This window comes from Streptomyces sp. NPDC018947 (assembly GCF_044390505.1).
Taxonomy (GTDB): Bacteria; Actinomycetota; Actinomycetes; order Streptomycetales; family Streptomycetaceae; genus Streptomyces.
On the sequence record NZ_JBIRZD010000005.1, the window covers coordinates 339,046 to 357,526 of the forward strand.

The following is an 18,481-nucleotide window of genomic DNA, read 5'->3' on the forward strand; positions in this document are numbered from 1 at the left end:
CATGACCAGCCCGCGGCCATGTACTAGAGTTATCTCGACATCGAGATATCTGCCGAGGCGTACCGCAGCCGCCACCCTGGTAAGGGTAACCTAACTTAGCCCTGCCTCAGCGGACCGGCCAGGGCGGCGTGGCGGCAGGATGCGGTGGAACGCGCACATAAATGAAGGAGACTGTCGTGTCGGCGAACAGCTTCGACGCCCGCAGCACGCTGCAGGTGGGCGACGAGTCGTACGAGATCTTCCGGCTGGACAAGGTCGAGGGCAGCGCGCGCCTTCCCTACAGCCTGAAGGTGCTGCTGGAGAACCTGCTCCGCACCGAGGACGGCGCGAACATCACCGCCGACCACATCCGCGCCCTCGGCGGCTGGGACTCGCAGGCCCAGCCGTCGCAGGAGATCCAGTTCACGCCGGCCCGCGTGATCATGCAGGACTTCACCGGCGTCCCCTGCGTCGTCGACCTCGCCACCATGCGCGAGGCCGTCAAGGAGCTGGGCGGCGACCCGGCGAAGATCAACCCGCTGGCCCCGGCCGAGCTGGTCATCGACCACTCCGTCATCGCCGACAAGTTCGGCACCAACGACGCCTTCAAGCAGAACGTCGACCTGGAGTACGGCCGCAACAAGGAGCGCTACCAGTTCCTGCGCTGGGGCCAGACCGCCTTCGACGAGTTCAAGGTCGTCCCGCCCGGCACCGGCATCGTCCACCAGGTGAACATCGAGCACCTGGCCCGCGTCGTCATGATCCGCGACGGCAAGGCCTACCCCGACACCCTGGTCGGCACCGACTCGCACACCACGATGGTCAACGGCCTCGGCGTCCTCGGCTGGGGCGTCGGCGGCATCGAGGCCGAGGCGGCCATGCTCGGCCAGCCGGTCTCCATGCTGATCCCGCGCGTCGTCGGCTTCAAGCTCACCGGTGAGCTCCAGCCCGGCACCACCGCCACCGACCTCGTCCTCACGATCACCGAGATGCTGCGCAAGCACGGCGTCGTCGGCAAGTTCGTCGAGTTCTACGGCGAGGGCGTCGCCGCCACGTCGCTGGCCAACCGCGCCACCATCGGCAACATGTCGCCGGAGTTCGGCTCCACCGCCGCGATCTTCCCGATCGACGACGAGACGCTGAACTACATGCGCCTGACCGGCCGCTCCGAGCAGCAGGTCGCCCTCGTCGAGGCGTACGCCAAGGAGCAGGGCCTCTGGCTGGACCCGAAGGCCGAGCCGGACTTCTCCGAGAAGCTGGAGCTCGACCTGTCCACGGTCGTGCCCTCCATCGCCGGCCCGAAGCGCCCGCAGGACCGCATCGTCCTCGCCAACGCCGCCGAGCAGTTCAAGCAGGACGTGCGCAACTACGTCGACAGCGTGGACGAGGCGGGCCAGGAGTCCTTCCCGGCCTCCGACGCCCCCGCCGTCACCAACGGCGTGCCCTCCAACCCGGTCCCGGTCACCGCCCCCGACGGCACGACCTACGAGCTGGACCACGGTGCGGTGACGGTCGCGGCCATCACCTCCTGCACCAACACCTCCAACCCGTACGTCATGGTCGCCGCCGCCCTGGTGGCCAAGAAGGCCGTGGAGAAGGGCCTGACCCGCAAGCCGTGGGTCAAGACCACCCTCGCCCCGGGCTCCAAGGTCGTCACCGACTACTTCGAGAAGGCGGGCCTGACCCCGTACCTCGACAAGGTCGGCTTCAACCTGGTCGGTTACGGCTGCACCACCTGCATCGGCAACTCCGGCCCGCTGCCGGACGAGGTCTCCAAGGCCGTCAACGACCACGACCTCGCGGTCACCTCGGTCCTCTCCGGCAACCGGAACTTCGAGGGCCGCATCAACCCCGACGTCAAGATGAACTACCTGGCGTCCCCGCCGCTGGTCGTCGCCTACGCCCTCGCGGGTTCGATGAAGGTCGACATCACCAAGGACGCCCTGGGCGCCGACCAGGACGGCAACCCGGTCTACCTGAAGGACATCTGGCCCTCCGAGGCCGAGGTCAACGACGTCGTCGCCAACGCCATCGGCGAGGACATGTTCTCCAAGTCCTACAGCGACGTCTTCGCGGGCGACGCCCAGTGGCAGGCGCTGCCGATCCCGACCGGCGACACCTTCGAGTGGGACGGCGAGTCCACCTACGTGCGCAAGCCCCCGTACTTCGAGGGCATGGGCATGGAGCCGGCCCCGGTCGAGGACATCTCCGGCGCCCGGGTGCTCGCCAAGCTCGGCGACTCGGTCACCACCGACCACATCTCCCCGGCCGGTGCCATCAAGGCCGACACCCCGGCGGGCAAGTACCTCACGGAGCACGGCGTCGAGCGCCGCGACTTCAACAGCTACGGCTCGCGCCGCGGCAACCACGAGATCATGATCCGCGGCACGTTCGCCAACATCCGCCTGCGCAACCAGATCGCGCCGGGCACCGAGGGCGGCTACACCCGCGACTTCACCCAGGACGGCGGTCCGGTGTCGTTCATCTACGACGCCTCCCGCAACTACATCGAGCAGGGCATCCCGCTCGTCGTCCTGGCCGGCAAGGAGTACGGCTCCGGTTCGTCCCGCGACTGGGCGGCCAAGGGCACCGCGCTCCTCGGCGTCAAGGCCGTCATCGCCGAGTCCTACGAGCGCATCCACCGCTCGAACCTCATCGGCATGGGCGTGCTGCCGCTGCAGTTCCCGGAGGGCAACTCCGCCGCCTCCCTCGGCCTGACCGGCGAGGAGACCTTCTCCGTCACCGGCGTCACCGAGCTGAACGACGGCACCACCCCGCGCACGGTCAAGGTCACCACCGACACGGGCGTGGAGTTCGACGCGGTCGTCCGCATCGACACCCCCGGTGAGGCCGACTACTACCGCAACGGCGGCATCCTGCAGTACGTGCTGCGCAGCCTGATCCGCAAGTAAGCGGTACGGCGCGCGCATCGAGGGCCGCATCCCCGGCGACGGGGGTGCGGCCCTTCGGCGTCGCGGCGCCGGCCCGCGCCCCGTCGCGGGCCGTGCGTCAGGCGACCGCCCCGCCGGTGCCGCGCGCCGCGGCGATGTAGTCGGTGCGGCCGGCCCCGTCGTAGAGCGTGATGTCGACGTACGCGCCCTCGGGGATGTCGAAGTCCTTCACCGTGAGGTCCACGGTCTCGGAGGTCCCTGGCGCGGAGAAGGTGCCCAGGTCGTGGTAGGTGCCACCGGACGAGTAGCCGACGGCCGCGTAGAACGTGTCGCCGTCGTTCCTGGTGTCGTAGACCCAGAGCTTCTCGTCGTAGGGATGGAACTCCACCTTGCCCACGAACCAGCCCGCGTCGCTCAGCTCCATCTTGACGGCCGTACCGCCCGCGTCGTACGCGAAGGAGGTGCTGTCGAACGGGTCGGTCAGGCCGCCCCCGCTGCACGGGCAGGTGTCGGTGTCGCGGTAGTGGGTGGAGACGCTCGGATCCGGGTCGTAGGCCTGGGCCGGCGGGGCCGTCGCGCACAGCGCCCCCACCGCCAGCAGCGTGCCCGTGACCAGTCCCGTGAGGCGTTCGCCGATGCTCGTCCGCACGTGTTCCCCCTCCGACGGCGTATGCCGCGCCCTCGGCGGCCGCCGGGACGCCCGCTCATTGTGGAGCATCCGGCACGCGCGGGGAACGGTGCCTCACAGGGGGGAGCGGGCCGGGACAAGGGACGGGCCCGGGCATGAGCCCGGGCCCGCCACGGGGTGTGCCGGCCGCCTACGCCAGCAGTTCCACCTCCGCCAGCGTGTGCTCGCCGTCGAGGACGAGGCGGTACTTCGCGTACGTGCCCGGCGACGCCACCGAGAACGCCCGGGTCTGCCGGTCCCAGGCGAACGACTCGCCGGAGCGCCGGTCCAGGGTCTTCCAGGTGCTGCCGTCGGCCGAGCCCTGGAGCGTCCAGCCGGACGGTGCCGAGGTGCGGTCCTTCGGCGAGGTCAGGGTGTACTGGACCGCCTCGACGCCCTTCGCGGCCACCGGCAGGTCCACCGACGTCACCGCCGCCTGGGTCGCCGACGTGTCGTCGAACAGGGCGCCCTCGCCCTCGACCGCGTCGGCGCGCGGCGCGGGGACCCGGTCGTCCTGGGTGATCGACACCGGCGCCGCGTTCTTCCCGGTGCCCCAGGAGGACGGCCGCGCGCCCATGTCGAACTCCAGGACGCCGCCCCCGGCGATCAGCGCGTGGGGGAGCGAAGTGGAGTTCCAGGCCTTGCCGTTGACCTTCAGGCCCTGCACGTAGACGTTCCTCGCGCTGTTCTTCGGCGCCTTGACGACCAGCTCGCGGCCGTTCTCCAGGTGGACGGTCGCCTTGGTGAACAGCGGGGAGCCGACGGCGTACTCGCCGCTGCCCATCACCAGCGGGTAGAAGCCGAGCGAGGAGAAGAGGAACCAGGCCGACTGCTCGCCGTTGTCCTCGTCGCCGTGGTAGCCCTGCCCGATCTCGCTGCCGGTGTAGAGGCGGGAGAGCACCTCGCGGACGTTCTTCTGCGTCTTGTGGGGCTGCCCCGCCGCGTCGTACATGTACAGCGCGTGGTGGGCGACCTGGTTGGAGTGGCCGTAGTTGCCCATGCGCACGTCCCGGGCCTCGGTCATCTCGTGGATGACACCGCCGTAGGACCCGACGAACTCGGGGGAGGCGGTCTCCGGGGTGGCGAGGTACTCGTCGAGCTTGTCACCGAGCCCCTTGCGCCCGCCGTACAGGTTGGCCAGGCCCCGGCTGTCCTGCGGGGCGGTGAAGGCGTAGCCCCAGCCGTTGGTCTCGGTGTAGTCGTAACCCCACACACGCGGGTCGTACTTCGCCGAGTCCACGCGCCACGTGCCCGCCGCGTCCTTGCCCTGGAAGAAGCCGGCCTTCGCGTCGAACATGTTGACGTAGTCCCGGGCGCGGTTCAGGAAGTACGCGGACTCCTCCTTGTACCGCTTCTCGCCGGTCTCCCGGTAGAGCTTCTCGCCCATCTTCGCGATGCCGTAGTCGTTGAGGTAGCCCTCCAGCGCCCACGACAGGCCCTCGTGCGTCTCGGTGCTCGTGTAACCGAGGAACGGCGAGGTCGCCATGCCCTTGCGGCCCACGCCCGACGACGGGGGCACCACGGTGGCGTTCTTCACGGCCGCGTCGTACGCCGCCCTCGCGTCGAAGTCGACGCCCTTGACGTACGCGTCGGCGAACGCCACGTCCGAGGAGGTGCCGGTCATCAGGTCCGCGTAGCCGGGGGAGGACCAGCGGGAGGTCCAGCCGCCGTCCTTGTAGTGCTGCACGAAGCCGTCGACCAGCTCACCGGCCTTGGACGGGGTCAGGAAGGAGTACGCGGGCCAGGTCGTCCGGTAGGTGTCCCAGAAGCCGTTGTTGACGTACACCTTGCCGTCCACGATCTTCGCGCCGGTGTGCGTCGGGGTGTCCGCCGCCGGCCTCCTCTGGAACGGCGAGGCGTACTTGTACGTGCCGCCGACCTTCTCGTGGCCCGCGTTCGGGTACAGGTACAGCCGGTAGAGGCTGGAGTACAGCGTGGTGAGCTGGTCCCGGGTCGCGCCCTCCACCTCGACCTTGCCGAGGATCCTGTCCCACTGCTTCTGGGCGTCGCGCGCGACCTTCTCGAAGGAGGTGCCCTCCGGGATCTCCTGGCGCAGGTTGTCCCTGGCCTGGTCGACGCCGATCAGCGAGGTCGCCAGGCGCAGCGTCACCGTGCGGTCCTCGCCCGCGTCGAACCGCAGGTGGCCCTTGACGCCGCTGGAGTCGCCGTCGGTCACCTTGCGGTCGAAGGTGCCGTACACGAAGAGGCGGGTGGCGCCCGTCGACAGCCCGGACTTGACGTCGGAGTAGCCGCTGAAGGTGCCGTTCTCCTTGTCCAGGGTCAGTCCGGCCTGGTCGTTGACGTTGTCGAAGATCACGCTCGCGTCGTCACCGGGGTAGGTGAAGCGCATCACCGCCGCGTGGTCGGTGGGCGCCATCTCGGCCTTCAGGCCGTTCTCGAAGCGCACCCCGTAGTAGTACGGCCGCGCCGTCTCGTTCTCGTGCCGGAAGGCCAGCTCCCGCGCCTCGCGGCCGGTGTCGGGGGGGCCGGACGCGGCGGACGGCATCACCTGGAAGGTCTGCCGGTCGCCCATCCACGGGCTCGGCTCGTGGCTCGCCGCGAACGCCTGGAGCGTGGGCAGGTTGTCGGCGTTGTTCCCCCGCGCGTAGTCGTACAGCCAGCTCAGCGAACCGGCGTTGGTCACCGGCGTCCAGAAGTTGAAGCCGTGCGGCACCGCGGTCGCCGGGATGTTGTTGCCGCGTGAGAAGCCACCGCTGGAGTTGGTGCCGCGCGTGGTCAGCGCGTAGTCCGACAGATGGGCCTCGGGACGCTCGGGGGCGGCCCGTCCGATCTCGATGTCGTCCAGCCAGCCCCGGAACTTCGCGGGGCCCTTGGGGGAGTCGTACGCCACCAGGATCCGGTCGACGGTCTTGCCGGCCGCGACCGAGCCGATGCCCGACGCGACGGCGTTCCACTGGTTGACGTAGAGCACCTTCGCCGCGCCCTGTCCGGCGGGCGTCAGCGGGAACCCGTGCCGGTCGGTGGCGCCGAGGTCGCTCAGGTAGGTGCCGTCGGTGAAGGCGAGGTCGACGGAGACGTTCGTGGCGTCGTAGTCGAGGTCGCCGTCGGCCATCGACGGGAAGATCTTGTACGACAGCTCGGTGCGGCGCTCGACCTTCACATTGACGTCGAAGACCTTGTTGTACGAGTACGCCCGGCCGTCCGCGGTGTGCCGCCCCGCGTACTTGAGGGCGCGCTTGCCGGTGAAGCCGGCGCCCGCCTTCGCGGTCGGCGAGCCGCTCGGGCCGCGGTCGACGAGGGAGAGCATGTCCTCGGGCACGGGCGTCTCGCCGGCGCCGGTGGACAGGTGCACGTCGGCGAGCTGGAGGATGTCCCCGCCGTTGTTCCTCGTGAACTCCAGCCGGAAGTGGCGGTACTCGCCCGGCTCGGCGAGGTCGTACGTCCTGGTCTGGAAACGTTCGGTGAAGGACTGCCCGGAGCGGGTGTCGAGGGTCTGCCAGTCCGTGCCGTTCGCCGAGCCCTTGAGCGTCCAGTCCGCCGGGTCGCGTTCGGCGTGGTCGTTGGCCGACGTGAGCGCGTACGTGGCGATGCGCGTCGGTGCGTCGAGGTCGAACTCGACCCAGCCGGTCTTCTCGAAGGCCAGCCACTTGGTGCTCGGCTCGCCGTCGACGAGGTTCTCCTTCACCTCGCCGCCGCCGGTGTTCTCCGCGCTCGCCCGCACGTCGGTGACGTGGTCGGTGACGTCGCCCGGTATGCCCGTGGAGTATCCGCCGTCGACCCCGGCGGTCCGCCTGCTGCCGTCCGGGGCGGTCTCCACCGTGCTGAGCCAGTCCGGAACCGGGTCGTCCGCCTCGAACGAGGACGCGAACTCCCGGTCCGCGGCGGCAGGTGCGGCCGGCAGCGCCACCGCGGCCCCCTGGACACCGACCGCCACCGTGAAGGCGGTCGTCAGCGCGACCGCCGGACCCCATCTGTGCCGAACTCCGTACCGCATGACAGAGCACCCTCCCTGCACGCCCCGGAAGCGCCTGACCGGGGAATGGACAACGTTGTCAAATTCACAGCGCAAGGAACAGTAGTGCGTGAAGAGGTCAGTGGTGTCAAGGGTGTTGACGGTGGGGGCCGGGTCCGGTGCCGAGCCGAATCGCTTCAAGGGGCACGCAGGCGGCCGATATTTCCGCCAGGTCTCAACTCGGAAAAGACGTACCGGGAACCATGCATTCGATCTTGCTCCGCCGACCGGAAGTGGACTATACCTGTCGGCCACCGGGGGATCCGTGGGGGAACCGCGAAGGCACACCACCAAGGCGCCCGTACAGCAGTATCCGCACTTCCTGCACGACCCAGCGTGACCCGATCGCGGTGCCGGGGAGGATCCGGTTCACCGCCTGAGTCCTGGAGAAGGCGAGGACTTGAGCATGGGATCCACTTCCGCCGAGAACAACCGAACGGGCGTCGGCCGCCGCGATCTGATCAAGCGGTCCGCCGCGCTCGGCCTGATCTCCGTCCCGACCATGAGCTTCCTGTCCGCGTGCGCGAGCGGCGGCGGGGACGACCAGAAGAAGGCCGAGTCCGGCAAGAAGACCGCGCAGAACCCGCTGGCGGTCAACGAGACCGCCCAGATGGAATTCGTGCTCTTCGACGGCGGCTTCGGCAAGGAGTACGCCGAGGACGCGGTCAAGCTCTACGAGAAGGCCTTCCCGAAGGCCAAGGTGAAGTTCTCCGCCACCCAGAAGATCCAGTCCACGCTCCAGCCGCGCTTCAACGGCGGCAACCCGCCGGATCTCGTCGACAACTCCGGTGCCGAGCAGATGGACATGGGCGTGCTGGTCGGCAAGAACCAGCTCGCCGACCTCACCCCGCTGCTGGACGCCCCGTCCTACGACGACCCGAACAAGAAGGTCCGCGACACGCTGCGCCCCGGCATCGTGGAGATGGGCCAGTTCGACGGCGAGAAGGTCTGGATCCTCTACTACGCCTACACGGTGTACGGGAACTGGTACTCCCAGAAGGCCCTGGACTCGCTCGACGCGGAGTACCCGAAGACCTGGGACGAGATGCTCGCCCTGTGCGCCAAGGCCAAGAAGAAGAACATGGCCGGCTGGACGTACGCGGGCAAGTACCCGTACTACATCCCGTTCTCGATGTACCCGATGATCGCCAAGGTCGGCGGTGTCGAGGTGCTGGACGCCATCGACAACCTCGAGCCCAACGCCTGGAAGCACCCGGCGGTCAAGACGGTCTTCGAGGCCTGGTACGAGCTGTTCAAGAAGGGCTACATCCTCAAGGGCACCCCGGGTCTCGACCACATCCAGTCGCAGACCGCGTGGGCCAAGGGCGACGCCCTGTTCCTCCCCAACGGCTCCTGGGTGGAGAACGAGTCCGCCAACGTCATCCCCGCCGACTTCCAGGTCACCGTCTCCGCCCCGCCCGGCATCGACTCCTCCGACAAGATGCCCTTCGGCACGATATGGGCCTCCGGCGGCGAGCCCTTCATCGTCCCGGCCAAGGCGGCGAACGGCGCCGGCGGCATGGAGCAGCTCCGCATCATGCTCAGCGAGGCGTCCTCGAAGAACTTCACGTCCAAGGTGAAGTCGCTGACCGCCTACAACGGCGGCACCGACGGCATCGAACTCACCCCCGGTCTCAAGGCCGGTGTCGCGGCGCTGGACCTGGCCGGCGACAACGTGGTGAACCCCCGTCTCCAGGACTGGTACGTGCAGCTCCAGAAGGAGAAGATCGGCGTCGGCGGACTCGGCGAGATGATGGCCGGCCGCATCACCCCGGCCGAGGCCATCAAGAAGATCCAGGGCTACGCCGACGAGGCCGCCAAGGACGATTCGATCAAGCACTACAAGCACCAGTGAGGACGTGTCACCAGGGCCCGGCCGGCCTCTTCCCGCCGGCCGGGCCCTGGCGGCGCCACCCGCGCGCAGATCGGGGTCGGTAGCAATGCAGCACGGCAAGTACCGGTTCATCGTGGGGTTCCTGGCGGTTCCCCTGGGGCTGTACGCGCTCTTCGTCGTCTGGCCGTTCATCCAGTCCATCTACTACTCGTTCACGGACTGGACGGGACTGAGTCCCGAGTTCAAGATGGTCGGCTTCGACAACTACTCACGGATGCTCGACGACGACATCTTCTGGAAGTCGTTGCAGCACAGTGTGATGTTCGCCCTGCTGGTGCCGCTGGTGACCCTCGGCCTGGCGCTCTTCTTCTCGTTCATGATCAACGTGGGCGGACGCCACCGGCGCGGCGGGCCGGTGGTCACCGGTGTCCGCGGCTCCGGCTTCTACAAGATCGTCTACTTCTTCCCGCAGGTGCTGTCCATCGCGATCGTGGCCCTGCTGTTCGCGTTCGCGTACAACCCGGACAGCGGCGCGATCAACTCGCTGCTGCGCGGCATCGGGCTCGACTCGATCCAGCCGCTGTGGCTGGGCGACCCGAGCCTCGCCCTGTGGTGCGTGATGGCGGTGCTGGTCTGGTCCACGGTCGGCTTCTTCGTGGTCCTGTTCTCCGCGGGCATGGCCTCCATCCCGGCGGAGCTGTACGAGGCGGCGCTGCTGGACGGGGCGAACCGCGCGACGACCTTCTTCAAGGTCACCCTGCCGCTGCTGTGGGACACCGTGCAGTCCGGCTGGGTCTACATGGGCATCCTCGCGCTCGGCGCCGAGTCGTTCGCGGTCGTACAGATCATGACGACCGGCCCCGGCGGCCCCGACTACTCGACCACCGTCATGGTCCTGTACGTGTACCAGAAGGCGTTCCGTGACGGTCAGGCCGCCTACGCCACCACGATCGGCGTCGCCCTGCTCGTCGTCACGCTGGCCTTCGCCGCCGTCGTGATGCGGCTGGGCCGGCGCGAGCGGCTGGAGTTCTGATCATGAAGACGACCGAGACCCCCGCGCCCGTACCGGCCGAGTCCGGCGCTCCCGTCCGCAAGACCGAGACCCCGCCCGGCGGACTGCCCCGGGGGAAGAGGGAGGGCACCACCCTCAACGTCTTCTCCCACGGCGTCCTCGTCATCTGGGCGATCATGGTCGGGATGCCGCTGATCTGGGCGGTGATGACCTCCTTCAAGGACGACGCCTCGATCTTCGGCTCGCCCTGGTCGCTGCCCGACAAGCTGAACTTCGACAACTGGTCCCGGGCCTGGTCGCAGGCGCACATGAGCGACTACTTCCTCAACACCGTCCTGGTGGTCGGAGGATCGCTCATCGGCACCCTGGTGCTGGGCTCCATGGCCGCCTATGTGCTGGCCCGGTTCGACTTCCCGGGCAACCGGTTCATCTACTACTTGTTCATCGGCGGCATGAGCTTCCCGATCATGCTGGCCCTGGTCCCGCTGTTCTACGTCGTGGACAACATGGGGCTGCTGAACACCATCCACGGGCTGATCCTGGTCTACATCGCCTACTCGCTGCCCTTCACGGTGTTCTTCCTGACCGGGTTCTTCCGCACCCTGCCCAGCTCGGTCGCGGAGGCCGCGTTCGTGGACGGCGCCTCGCACACCCGGACGTTCTTCCAGATCATGCTGCCGATGGCCAAGCCCGGCCTGATCAGCGTGGGGATCTTCAACTTCCTGGGGCAGTGGAACCAGTACATGCTGCCCACCGTGCTGAACACCGACCCGGACAAGCACGTCCTCACCCAGGGCCTGGTGCAGCTCGCGGTCAGCCAGGGCTACAAGGGCGACTGGTCGGGGCTCTTCGCGGGCCTCGTGATGGCGATGCTGCCGGTGCTGGCCGCGTACATCATCTTCCAGCGCCAGGTGGTCCAGGGCCTCACGGCGGGCGCCCTGAAGTAACCCCGCCACCGCTCGCGCACACCCACCGGCATGCCGCTCCCGGACCTTTCGGGGGCGGCATGCCCGTGTGTGTACGGGGAACCCGGATGCGGTTCAACCTCTTGACGGGAGGCGACCCGAACGGCTCAGCTTAGAGTTCACTAGTTGGACATAGACGGGGCCTCATCGAGGCGGCCCCGTGCGCAGGAGGTCGTCGTGGAGACTCCCGGGTCGCAGTCGTCGCTGCACCGAGCCAACCTGGAACGGGTCGTACGAGCGGTACGGCTCGCCGGGTCGCTCACGCAGGCGGAGATCGCGCGGACGACGGGTCTGTCCGCGGCGACGGTCTCGAACATCGTCCGGGAACTGAAGGACAGCGGGACGGTCGAGGTCACGCCCACCTCGGCGGGCGGCCGCCGGGCCCGCAGCGTCTCGCTGAGCGGGGACGCCGGCATCGTCATCGGCGTCGACTTCGGGCACACGCATTTGCGCGTCGCGGTCGGGAACCTCGCCCACCAGGTGCTCGCCGAGGAGGCCGAGCCGCTGGACGTCGACGCCTCCTCGGCGCAGGGCTTCGACCGGGCGGAACAGCTCGTGACCAGGCTGCTCGCGGCCACCGGCGTCGACCGTTCCAAGATCGCGGGCGTGGGCCTCGGCGTGCCCGGCCCGATCGACGTGGAGTCCGGGACGCTGGGCTCGACCGCGATCCTGCCCGGCTGGGGCGGCACCCGGCCCGCCGAGGAGATGCGGGGACGGCTCGGCGTGCCGGTGCACGTGGACAACGACGCCAACCTCGGCGCCCTCGGCGAGCTGGTCTGGGGCAGCGGCCGGGGGGTGCGCGACCTGGCGTACATCAAGGTCGCCAGCGGTGTCGGAGCCGGACTGGTGATCAACGGCAAGATCTACCGGGGGCCCGGCGGCACGGCGGGCGAGATCGGGCACATCACGCTGGACGAGGCCGGACCCGTCTGCCGCTGCGGCAACCGCGGCTGCCTGGAGACCTTCGCGGCGGCGCGCTACGTGCTGCCGCTGCTCCAGCCGAGCCACGGCCCGGACCTGACCATGGAGGGCGTCGTCCGGCTGGCCAGGGACGGCGACCCGGGCTGCCGCCGGGTGATCGCCGACGTCGGCCGCCACATCGGCAGCGGTGTCGCCAACCTCTGCAACCTGCTCAACCCGAGCCGGGTGGTCCTCGGCGGTGACCTCGCCGAGGCCGGTGAGCTGGTGCTCGCCCCGATAAGGGAGTCCGTCGGCCGCTACGCCATCCCCAGCGCCGCACGCCGGCTCTCCGTTCTCCCCGGGGCGCTCGGGGGCCGCGCCGAGGTGCTCGGCGCGCTCGCCCTCGCGCTGAGCGAGATGGGCGATTCGACGCTTTTGGACGGAACCGCGACCGCGTCTCTGTCGACGGCCACGCCTGCCTTCACTTAGAGGACGGATGGCACCGTTGTCATCTCGTTAAGGATTTACTTCTTGACGTCGCACGTGTGGCCGAGTTGACTTCCAGCCACCTCGGCCGCAACGACGCGGCCTCGTCAGGGAGGTTTCTGAAGTGAACACGCGTATGCGTCGTGCCGCCGTCGCCGTTGCCGCCACCGCGATGGCGGTCTCGCTCGCCGCCTGTGGCAGCGCCAAGGAGTCCGGCGACAACAAGGATTCGTCCGACTCCGCCGCCAAGAAGGGCGACGCCATCAAGGTCGGTCTGCTCCTTCCCGAGAACCAGACCGCACGGTACGAGAAGTTCGACAAGCCCTTGATCGAGAAGAAGGTCAAGGAACTGACGAACAACAAGGGCGAGGTCGTCTACGCCAACGCCAAGCAGGACGCCACCCTGCAGGCGCAGCAGGTCGACACGATGGTGACCAACAAGGTCGACGTGCTGGTCGTGGACGCGGTGGACTCCAAGGCCATCGCCGGCTCGATCAAGAAGGCCAAGGACGCGGGCATTCCGGTCGTCGCCTACGACCGCCTGGCCGAGGGCCCGATCGACGCCTACACCTCGTTCGACAACGTCACCGTCGGCAAGACGCAGGGCGAGGCGCTGCTGAAGGCGCTGGGCGACAAGGCCAAGGACGGCCAGATCGTCATGATGAACGGCTCCTCCACCGACCCGAACGCCGCCCAGTTCAAGCAGGGCGCCCACTCCGTCCTCGACGGCAAGGTGAAGGTCGGCCGCGAGTACGACACCAAGGAGTGGAAGCCGGAGAACGCCAACTCCAACATGGAGGGCGCCATCTCGGCCCTCGGCAAGGACAAGATCGTCGGCGTCTACTCCGCCAACGACGGCATGGCCGGCGGCATCATCACCGCCCTGAAGGCCGCCGGCATCAGCGACATCCCGGTCACCGGCCAGGACGCCGAACTCGCGGGCGTGCAGCGCATCGTCACCGGTGAGCAGTACATGTCCGTCTACAAGTCCTACCCGCAGGAGGCCGCGGTCGCCGGCGAGATGGCCGTCGCGCTCGCCCAGGGCAAGCCGCTCGACTCCATCGCCAAGGACAAGGCCGACAGCGCCACCACCAAGGGCATCCCCACCGTCCTCGTCCCGGTCGTCTCGCTGACCAAGGACAACATCAAGGACACCGTGGTGAAGGAAGGCTTCTACACCATCGACGAGATCTGCGCCGGCAAGTACAAGGCCGCCTGCGACAAGATCGGTCTGAAGTAAGCAGTCCCGCGCTCCCCGTACCGCCCCTGCGCGTACGGGACCGGCTGCACGCAGCTTCCTCCGGCGCCCCGAACTCATCAGCCCCGCAAGCTAGACGGGGCGCCGGACGGAACACCCCCCAAACTTCTGCACAACCTCCCGCCGGGTCAGGCGGCGAAGGAGATGGTTCACGTGTCCGCTACGCCCGTGCTGGCGTTGCGCGGGGTCTCCAAGCGATTCGGTGCCGTCCAGGCGCTCACCGACGTCGAGCTTGAGGTCCACGCCGGTGAGGTGGTCGCCCTGGTCGGCGACAACGGTGCCGGAAAGTCCACGCTGGTCAAGACGATCGCCGGCGTGCACCCGATCGACGAGGGCGTCATCGAGTGGGACGGCAGGGCCGTCACCATCAACAGGCCCAACGACGCCCAGAACCTGGGCATCGCGACGGTCTACCAGGACCTCGCGCTGTGCGACAACATCGATGTCGTCGGCAACCTCTACCTGGGCCGGGAGCTGCGCAAGCGCGGTGTCCTGGACGAGGTGGAGATGGAGCGCCGCTCCCGCGAGCTGCTGGACACGCTCTCCATCCGCATCCCCAGCGTCCGCATCCCGATCGCCTCGCTCTCCGGCGGTCAGCGCCAGGTGGTGGCGATCGCCCGCTCCATGCTCGGCGAGCCCAAGCTGGTCATCCTCGACGAGCCGACCGCGGCCCTCGGCGTCGAGCAGACCGCCCAGGTCCTCGACCTGGTCGAGCGGCTGCGCGAGCGCGGCCACGCGGTCATCCTCATCAGCCACAACATGGCCGATGTGAAGGCGGTCGCCGACAAGGTCGCCGTCCTGCGCCTCGGGCGCAACAACGGCGTCTTCGAGGTCAAGTCGACCTCGCAGGAAGAGATCATCTCCGCCATCACCGGAGCCACGGACAACGCCGTGACCCGCCGTGCGGCGCGCACCAATGGGGAGATCAAGAAGTGAGCATCGACAAGACCTCGGCCCCCGCCGGCGGCGGCACGGCCGAGAACCCCGAGGCGGCCTCCGCCGCGGTCCCCACCGTCGACCCCCGGCTGCTGGTGCGCGAGCAGGGACTCGCGGGCTACGTGGGCGAGTTCAAGCGGAAGATGAAGGCCGGTGACCTCGGGTCCCTCCCCGTCGTCGTCGGACTGCTGGTCATCTGGGCCATCTTCACCAGCCTGAACTCCAACTTCCTGACCGCCGGCAACTTCTCCGACATGTCGGTCGCCATGGTCGGCACCGGCATGATCGCCGTCGGCATCGTCTTCGTGCTGCTGCTCGGCGAGATCGACCTGTCGGTCGGCTCGGTCAGCGGTGTCGCGGGCGCCACCTTCGCGGTGCTCAGCGTCACGCACGGGATGAACGAGATCCTGGCCCTGGTGCTGGCGATCCTCACCGGCACCGTGGCCGGCGCCATCCACGGCTTCGTCTTCGCGAAGATCGGCGTCCCGGCGTTCGCCGTGACCCTGGCCGGCCTGCTGTTCTGGCAGGGCTTCATGCTCCAGATACTCGGCAGCAACGGCACCATCAACCTGGACGCCGACGGTGTGGTCGCCAAGCTGACCAGCTACTACTTCAGCGACGTGGCCGCCGCCTACGGTCTGGCGGTCGTGGTGACCGCGGGGTACTTCCTGACCGCGTTCTTCGACAACCGGCGCCGCGAGGCCGCCGGGGTGCCGTCCCGGCCGCTGAACGAGATCATCGTGCGCACGGTGCTGCTGGCCGCCCTGGCCTTCGCCGTGGCGATCGTCTTCAACCAGTACAAGGGCCTGCCCCTGGCCGTGGTGATCTTCCTGGCGTTCCTGCTGCTCACCGACTTCGTGCTGCGCCGCACCGCCTACGGCCGCAAGATCTACGCGCTCGGCGGCAGCGTCGAGGCGTCCCGCCGGGCCGGCATCAACGTGGACCTGGTCCGCATCTCGGTCTTCGCGATCGCCGGCACCTTCGCGGCGATCGGCGGCCTCTTCGTCGCCTCGAAGATCGCCTCCGCCAACCAGGGCGCGGGCACCGGTGAGTTCCTGATGAACGTCATCGCCGCGGCCGTGATCGGCGGCACGTCCCTCTTCGGCGGCCGCGGCCGCACCTGGGACGCGCTGCTCGGTGTGATGGTCATCATCTCGATCCAGTACGGCCTCGCCCTGGAGGGCATCGCCTCGCCGGTCCAGTACATGATCACCGGTGGCGTGCTGCTGGCGACCGTCGTCATCGACGCGGTCACCCGCAGGACCCAGAAGACCGCCGGCCGCGCCTGAGGGCCCGCCGCACCTGCGAGGAAACGGTCCGCCCGCCCGCCCGTACGACACGGGCGGGCGGGCGGACCGCTGTCGCGCGCACCCACCCGGACGACGGGGCGTCAGCAGCCGCGGACGACCTGCCGGACCCACCGACTGGACCATCCGGAGCAAAGAGGTCCCCGTGCGAGTGCCGGGGCGCCGAGCCTGCCCCGGCGTCCGTGTCGTATAACGGGCCGATCCTGGGTAAGGCCGAACGCGTGACGTACGACGCACCGCCCGGACACGTTCCGCCGGGGCGGAACATTAGACTCGACGAGCCCGGCAACAGCTCTACTGCAAGGAGGCACGGGTGCCGCTGCTGACCCGCATCACGGGACCGCGCGATCTGGACCGGCTCAGCCTGGAAGAGCTGGGCCGGCTGGCAGAGGAGATCCGGACCTTCCTCGTCGACGCAGTGTCCAAGACCGGCGGCCACCTCGGCCCCAACCTCGGCGTGGTGGAACTCACCCTCGCCCTGCACCGCGTCTTCGACTCGCCCACCGACAAGGTGCTCTGGGACACCGGCCACCAGTCCTACGTGCACAAGCTGCTCACCGGACGTCAGGACTTCTCCCGGCTGAAGATGAAGGGCGGCCTGTCCGGCTACCCCTCGCAGGCGGAGTCCGAGCACGACGTCATCGAGAACAGCCACGCCTCGACGGTCCTCGGCTGGGCCGACGGCATCGCCAAGGCCAACCAGGTCCTCGGCCGCGACGACCGGCACGTCGTCGCGGTCATCGGCGACGGCGCGCTGACCGGCGGCATGGCCTGGGAGGCGCTGAACAACATCGCCGCCGCCAAGGACCGCCCCCTCGTCATCGTCGTCAACGACAACGAGCGCTCCTACGCGCCCACCATCGGCGGCCTCGCCAACCACCTGGCGACCCTGCGCACCACCGACGGCTACGAGCGCTTCCTGGCCCGCACCAAGGAGCTCCTCGAGCGCACCCCGGTCGTCGGCCGCCCCCTCTACGACACCCTGCACGGCGCCAAGAAGGGCCTGAAGGACTTCATCGCCCCGCAGGGCATGTTCGAGGACCTCGGCCTGAAGTACGTCGGCCCGATCGACGGCCACGACATCGAGGCCCTGGAGTCCGCCCTCACCCGCGCCAAGCGCTTCGGCGGCCCCGTCATCGTGCACTGCCTCACGGAGAAGGGCCGCGGCTACCAGCCCGCCCTCCAGGACGAGGCCGACCGCTTCCACGCCGTCGGCAAGATCCACCCGGACACCGGCCTGCCCATCTCCACCTCCGGCGCCGACTGGACCTCCGTCTTCGGCGACGAGATGGTCAGGCTCGGCGAGGAGCGCGAGGACATCGTCGCCATCACGGCGGCCATGCTCCAGCCGGTGGGCCTCGAGAAGTTCGCCAAGGCCTTCCCGGACCGCGTCTACGACGTCGGCATCGCCGAGCAGCACGGCGCGGTCTCCGCGGCCGGCCTCGCGCACGGCGGCGTCCACCCCGTCTTCGCCGTGTACGCCACCTTCCTCAACCGCGCCTTCGACCAGGTGCTGATGGACGTGGCCCTGCACAAGTGCGGTGTGACCTTCGTCCTGGACCGGGCCGGCGTCACCGGCACCGACGGCGCCTCCCACAACGGCATGTGGGACATGTCGATCCTCCAGGTCGTCCCCGGCCTGCGCCTCGCCGCCCCGCGCGACGCCGAACAGGTCCGCGCCCAGCTCCGCGAGGCCGTCCAGGTGGACGACGCGCCGACCGTGGTCCGCTTCTCCAAGGGCGCCGTCGGCCCCGCCGTACCGGCCGTCGGCCGCGTCGGCGGCATGGACGTGCTGCGCACCCCCGGCACCGACACCCCGGACGTGCTGCTGGTCTCCGTCGGCGCGCTCGCGCCGATGTGCCTGGAGGTCGCCGACCTGCTGAACAAGCAGGGCATCACCACCACCGTGGTCGACCCCCGCTGGGTCAAGCCCGTCGACGAGGCCATGGCCCCGCTCGCCGAGCGGCACCGCGTGGTCGTCACCGTCGAGGACAACTCGCGCGTCGGAGGAGTCGGCTCCGTCGTCGCCCAGGCCCTGCGCGACGCGGGCGTGGACGTACCGCTGCGCGACTTCGGCATCCCGCCGCGCTTCCTCGACCACGCCTCCCGCGCCGAGGTGCTGGCCGAGATCGGGCTCACCGCGCCCGACATCGCCCGCCAGGTGACCGGGCTGGTCGCCAAGCTCGACGGCAAGTACGAGCGCGCCGAGGCGGACCCGGTGGAGGCCGCCCGCGACTGACGTACGGCCGGATGGGCAGGTTCTCCACTCGTTG

The 18,481-nt window shown here is 69.1% G+C and carries 11 protein-coding genes; 9 read left to right on the plus strand and 2 right to left on the minus strand.

Going from position 1 to position 18,481, the window contains the following annotated elements; genetic code table 11:
* Nucleotides 1–176: 176 nt before the first annotated feature.
* Nucleotides 177–2,891, plus strand: coding sequence for an aconitate hydratase AcnA (gene acnA / locus ACH499_RS13310; RefSeq protein WP_356203360.1), 2,715 nt, complete (start codon nt 177–179; stop codon nt 2,889–2,891).
* A gap of 97 nt (nt 2,892–2,988) precedes the next feature.
* Here acnA and ACH499_RS13315 read toward each other — a convergent pair whose 3' ends face one another.
* Nucleotides 2,989–3,519, minus strand: a complete 531-nt coding sequence (locus ACH499_RS13315) for a hypothetical protein (RefSeq protein ID WP_356203358.1) — start codon at nt 3,517–3,519, stop codon at nt 2,989–2,991.
* 169 nt (nt 3,520–3,688) lie between these two features.
* Complete coding sequence (locus ACH499_RS13320; protein WP_399015490.1) at nt 3,689–7,492, minus strand: GH92 family glycosyl hydrolase; 3,804 nt, start codon at nt 7,490–7,492, stop codon at nt 3,689–3,691.
* A 424-nt stretch (nt 7,493–7,916) separates the two neighbouring features.
* On the opposite strand from ACH499_RS13320, the gene ngcE reads away from it, so the two are divergent.
* The 8 genes from ngcE (at nt 7,917) to dxs (ending at nt 18,447) form a co-directional block, all read left to right on the plus strand.
* Complete coding sequence (ngcE, locus tag ACH499_RS13325) at nt 7,917–9,365, plus strand: N-acetylglucosamine/diacetylchitobiose ABC transporter substrate-binding protein (protein WP_356203355.1); 1,449 nt, start codon at nt 7,917–7,919, stop codon at nt 9,363–9,365.
* 85 nt (nt 9,366–9,450) lie between these two features.
* Nucleotides 9,451–10,377 carry a sugar ABC transporter permease gene (locus tag ACH499_RS13330; protein ID WP_356203353.1) on the plus strand — a complete coding sequence of 309 codons (927 nt, stop codon included), beginning with the start codon at nt 9,451–9,453 and terminating at the stop codon, nt 10,375–10,377.
* 2 nt (nt 10,378–10,379) lie between these two features.
* A complete protein-coding gene (locus ACH499_RS13335; RefSeq protein WP_356203352.1) occupies nt 10,380–11,303 on the plus strand; it encodes a carbohydrate ABC transporter permease in 924 nt (307 codons plus the stop codon).
* Nucleotides 11,304–11,498: 195 nt separating this feature from the next.
* Complete coding sequence (locus ACH499_RS13340) at nt 11,499–12,710, plus strand: ROK family protein (RefSeq protein ID WP_392833078.1); 1,212 nt, start codon at nt 11,499–11,501, stop codon at nt 12,708–12,710.
* Between the two features lie 133 nt (nt 12,711–12,843).
* Nucleotides 12,844–13,947, plus strand: coding sequence for a substrate-binding domain-containing protein (locus tag ACH499_RS13345; protein ID WP_356203497.1), 1,104 nt, complete (start codon nt 12,844–12,846; stop codon nt 13,945–13,947).
* Nucleotides 13,948–14,109: 162 nt separating this feature from the next.
* Entirely contained in the window at nt 14,110–14,901 is a 792-nt protein-coding gene (locus ACH499_RS13350) for an ATP-binding cassette domain-containing protein (RefSeq protein WP_356203349.1), read from the plus strand.
* Nucleotides 14,898–16,190, plus strand: coding sequence for a sugar ABC transporter permease (locus tag ACH499_RS13355; RefSeq protein WP_356203348.1), 1,293 nt, complete (start codon nt 14,898–14,900; stop codon nt 16,188–16,190). The genes ACH499_RS13350 and ACH499_RS13355 overlap by 4 nt, the downstream gene beginning before the upstream one ends.
* Nucleotides 16,191–16,521: 331 nt before the next feature.
* Nucleotides 16,522–18,447, plus strand: a complete 1,926-nt coding sequence (gene dxs, locus ACH499_RS13360; protein ID WP_399015493.1) for a 1-deoxy-D-xylulose-5-phosphate synthase — start codon at nt 16,522–16,524, stop codon at nt 18,445–18,447.
* The last annotated feature ends 34 nt before the right edge of the window (nt 18,448–18,481 follow it).

Coding starts and splice junctions, on each gene's coding strand:
- ACH499_RS13320 (WP_399015490.1), bottom strand. CDS start 7,492: ATGCGGTACGGAGTTCGGCACAGATGGGGTCCGGCGGTCGCGCTGACG.
- ngcE (WP_356203355.1), top strand. CDS start 7,917: ATGGGATCCACTTCCGCCGAGAACAACCGAACGGGCGTCGGCCGCCGC.
- ACH499_RS13330 (WP_356203353.1), top strand. CDS start 9,451: ATGCAGCACGGCAAGTACCGGTTCATCGTGGGGTTCCTGGCGGTTCCC.
- ACH499_RS13335 (WP_356203352.1), top strand. CDS start 10,380: ATGAAGACGACCGAGACCCCCGCGCCCGTACCGGCCGAGTCCGGCGCT.
- ACH499_RS13345 (WP_356203497.1), top strand. CDS start 12,844: ATGCGTCGTGCCGCCGTCGCCGTTGCCGCCACCGCGATGGCGGTCTCG.
- ACH499_RS13350 (WP_356203349.1), top strand. CDS start 14,110: ATGGTTCACGTGTCCGCTACGCCCGTGCTGGCGTTGCGCGGGGTCTCC.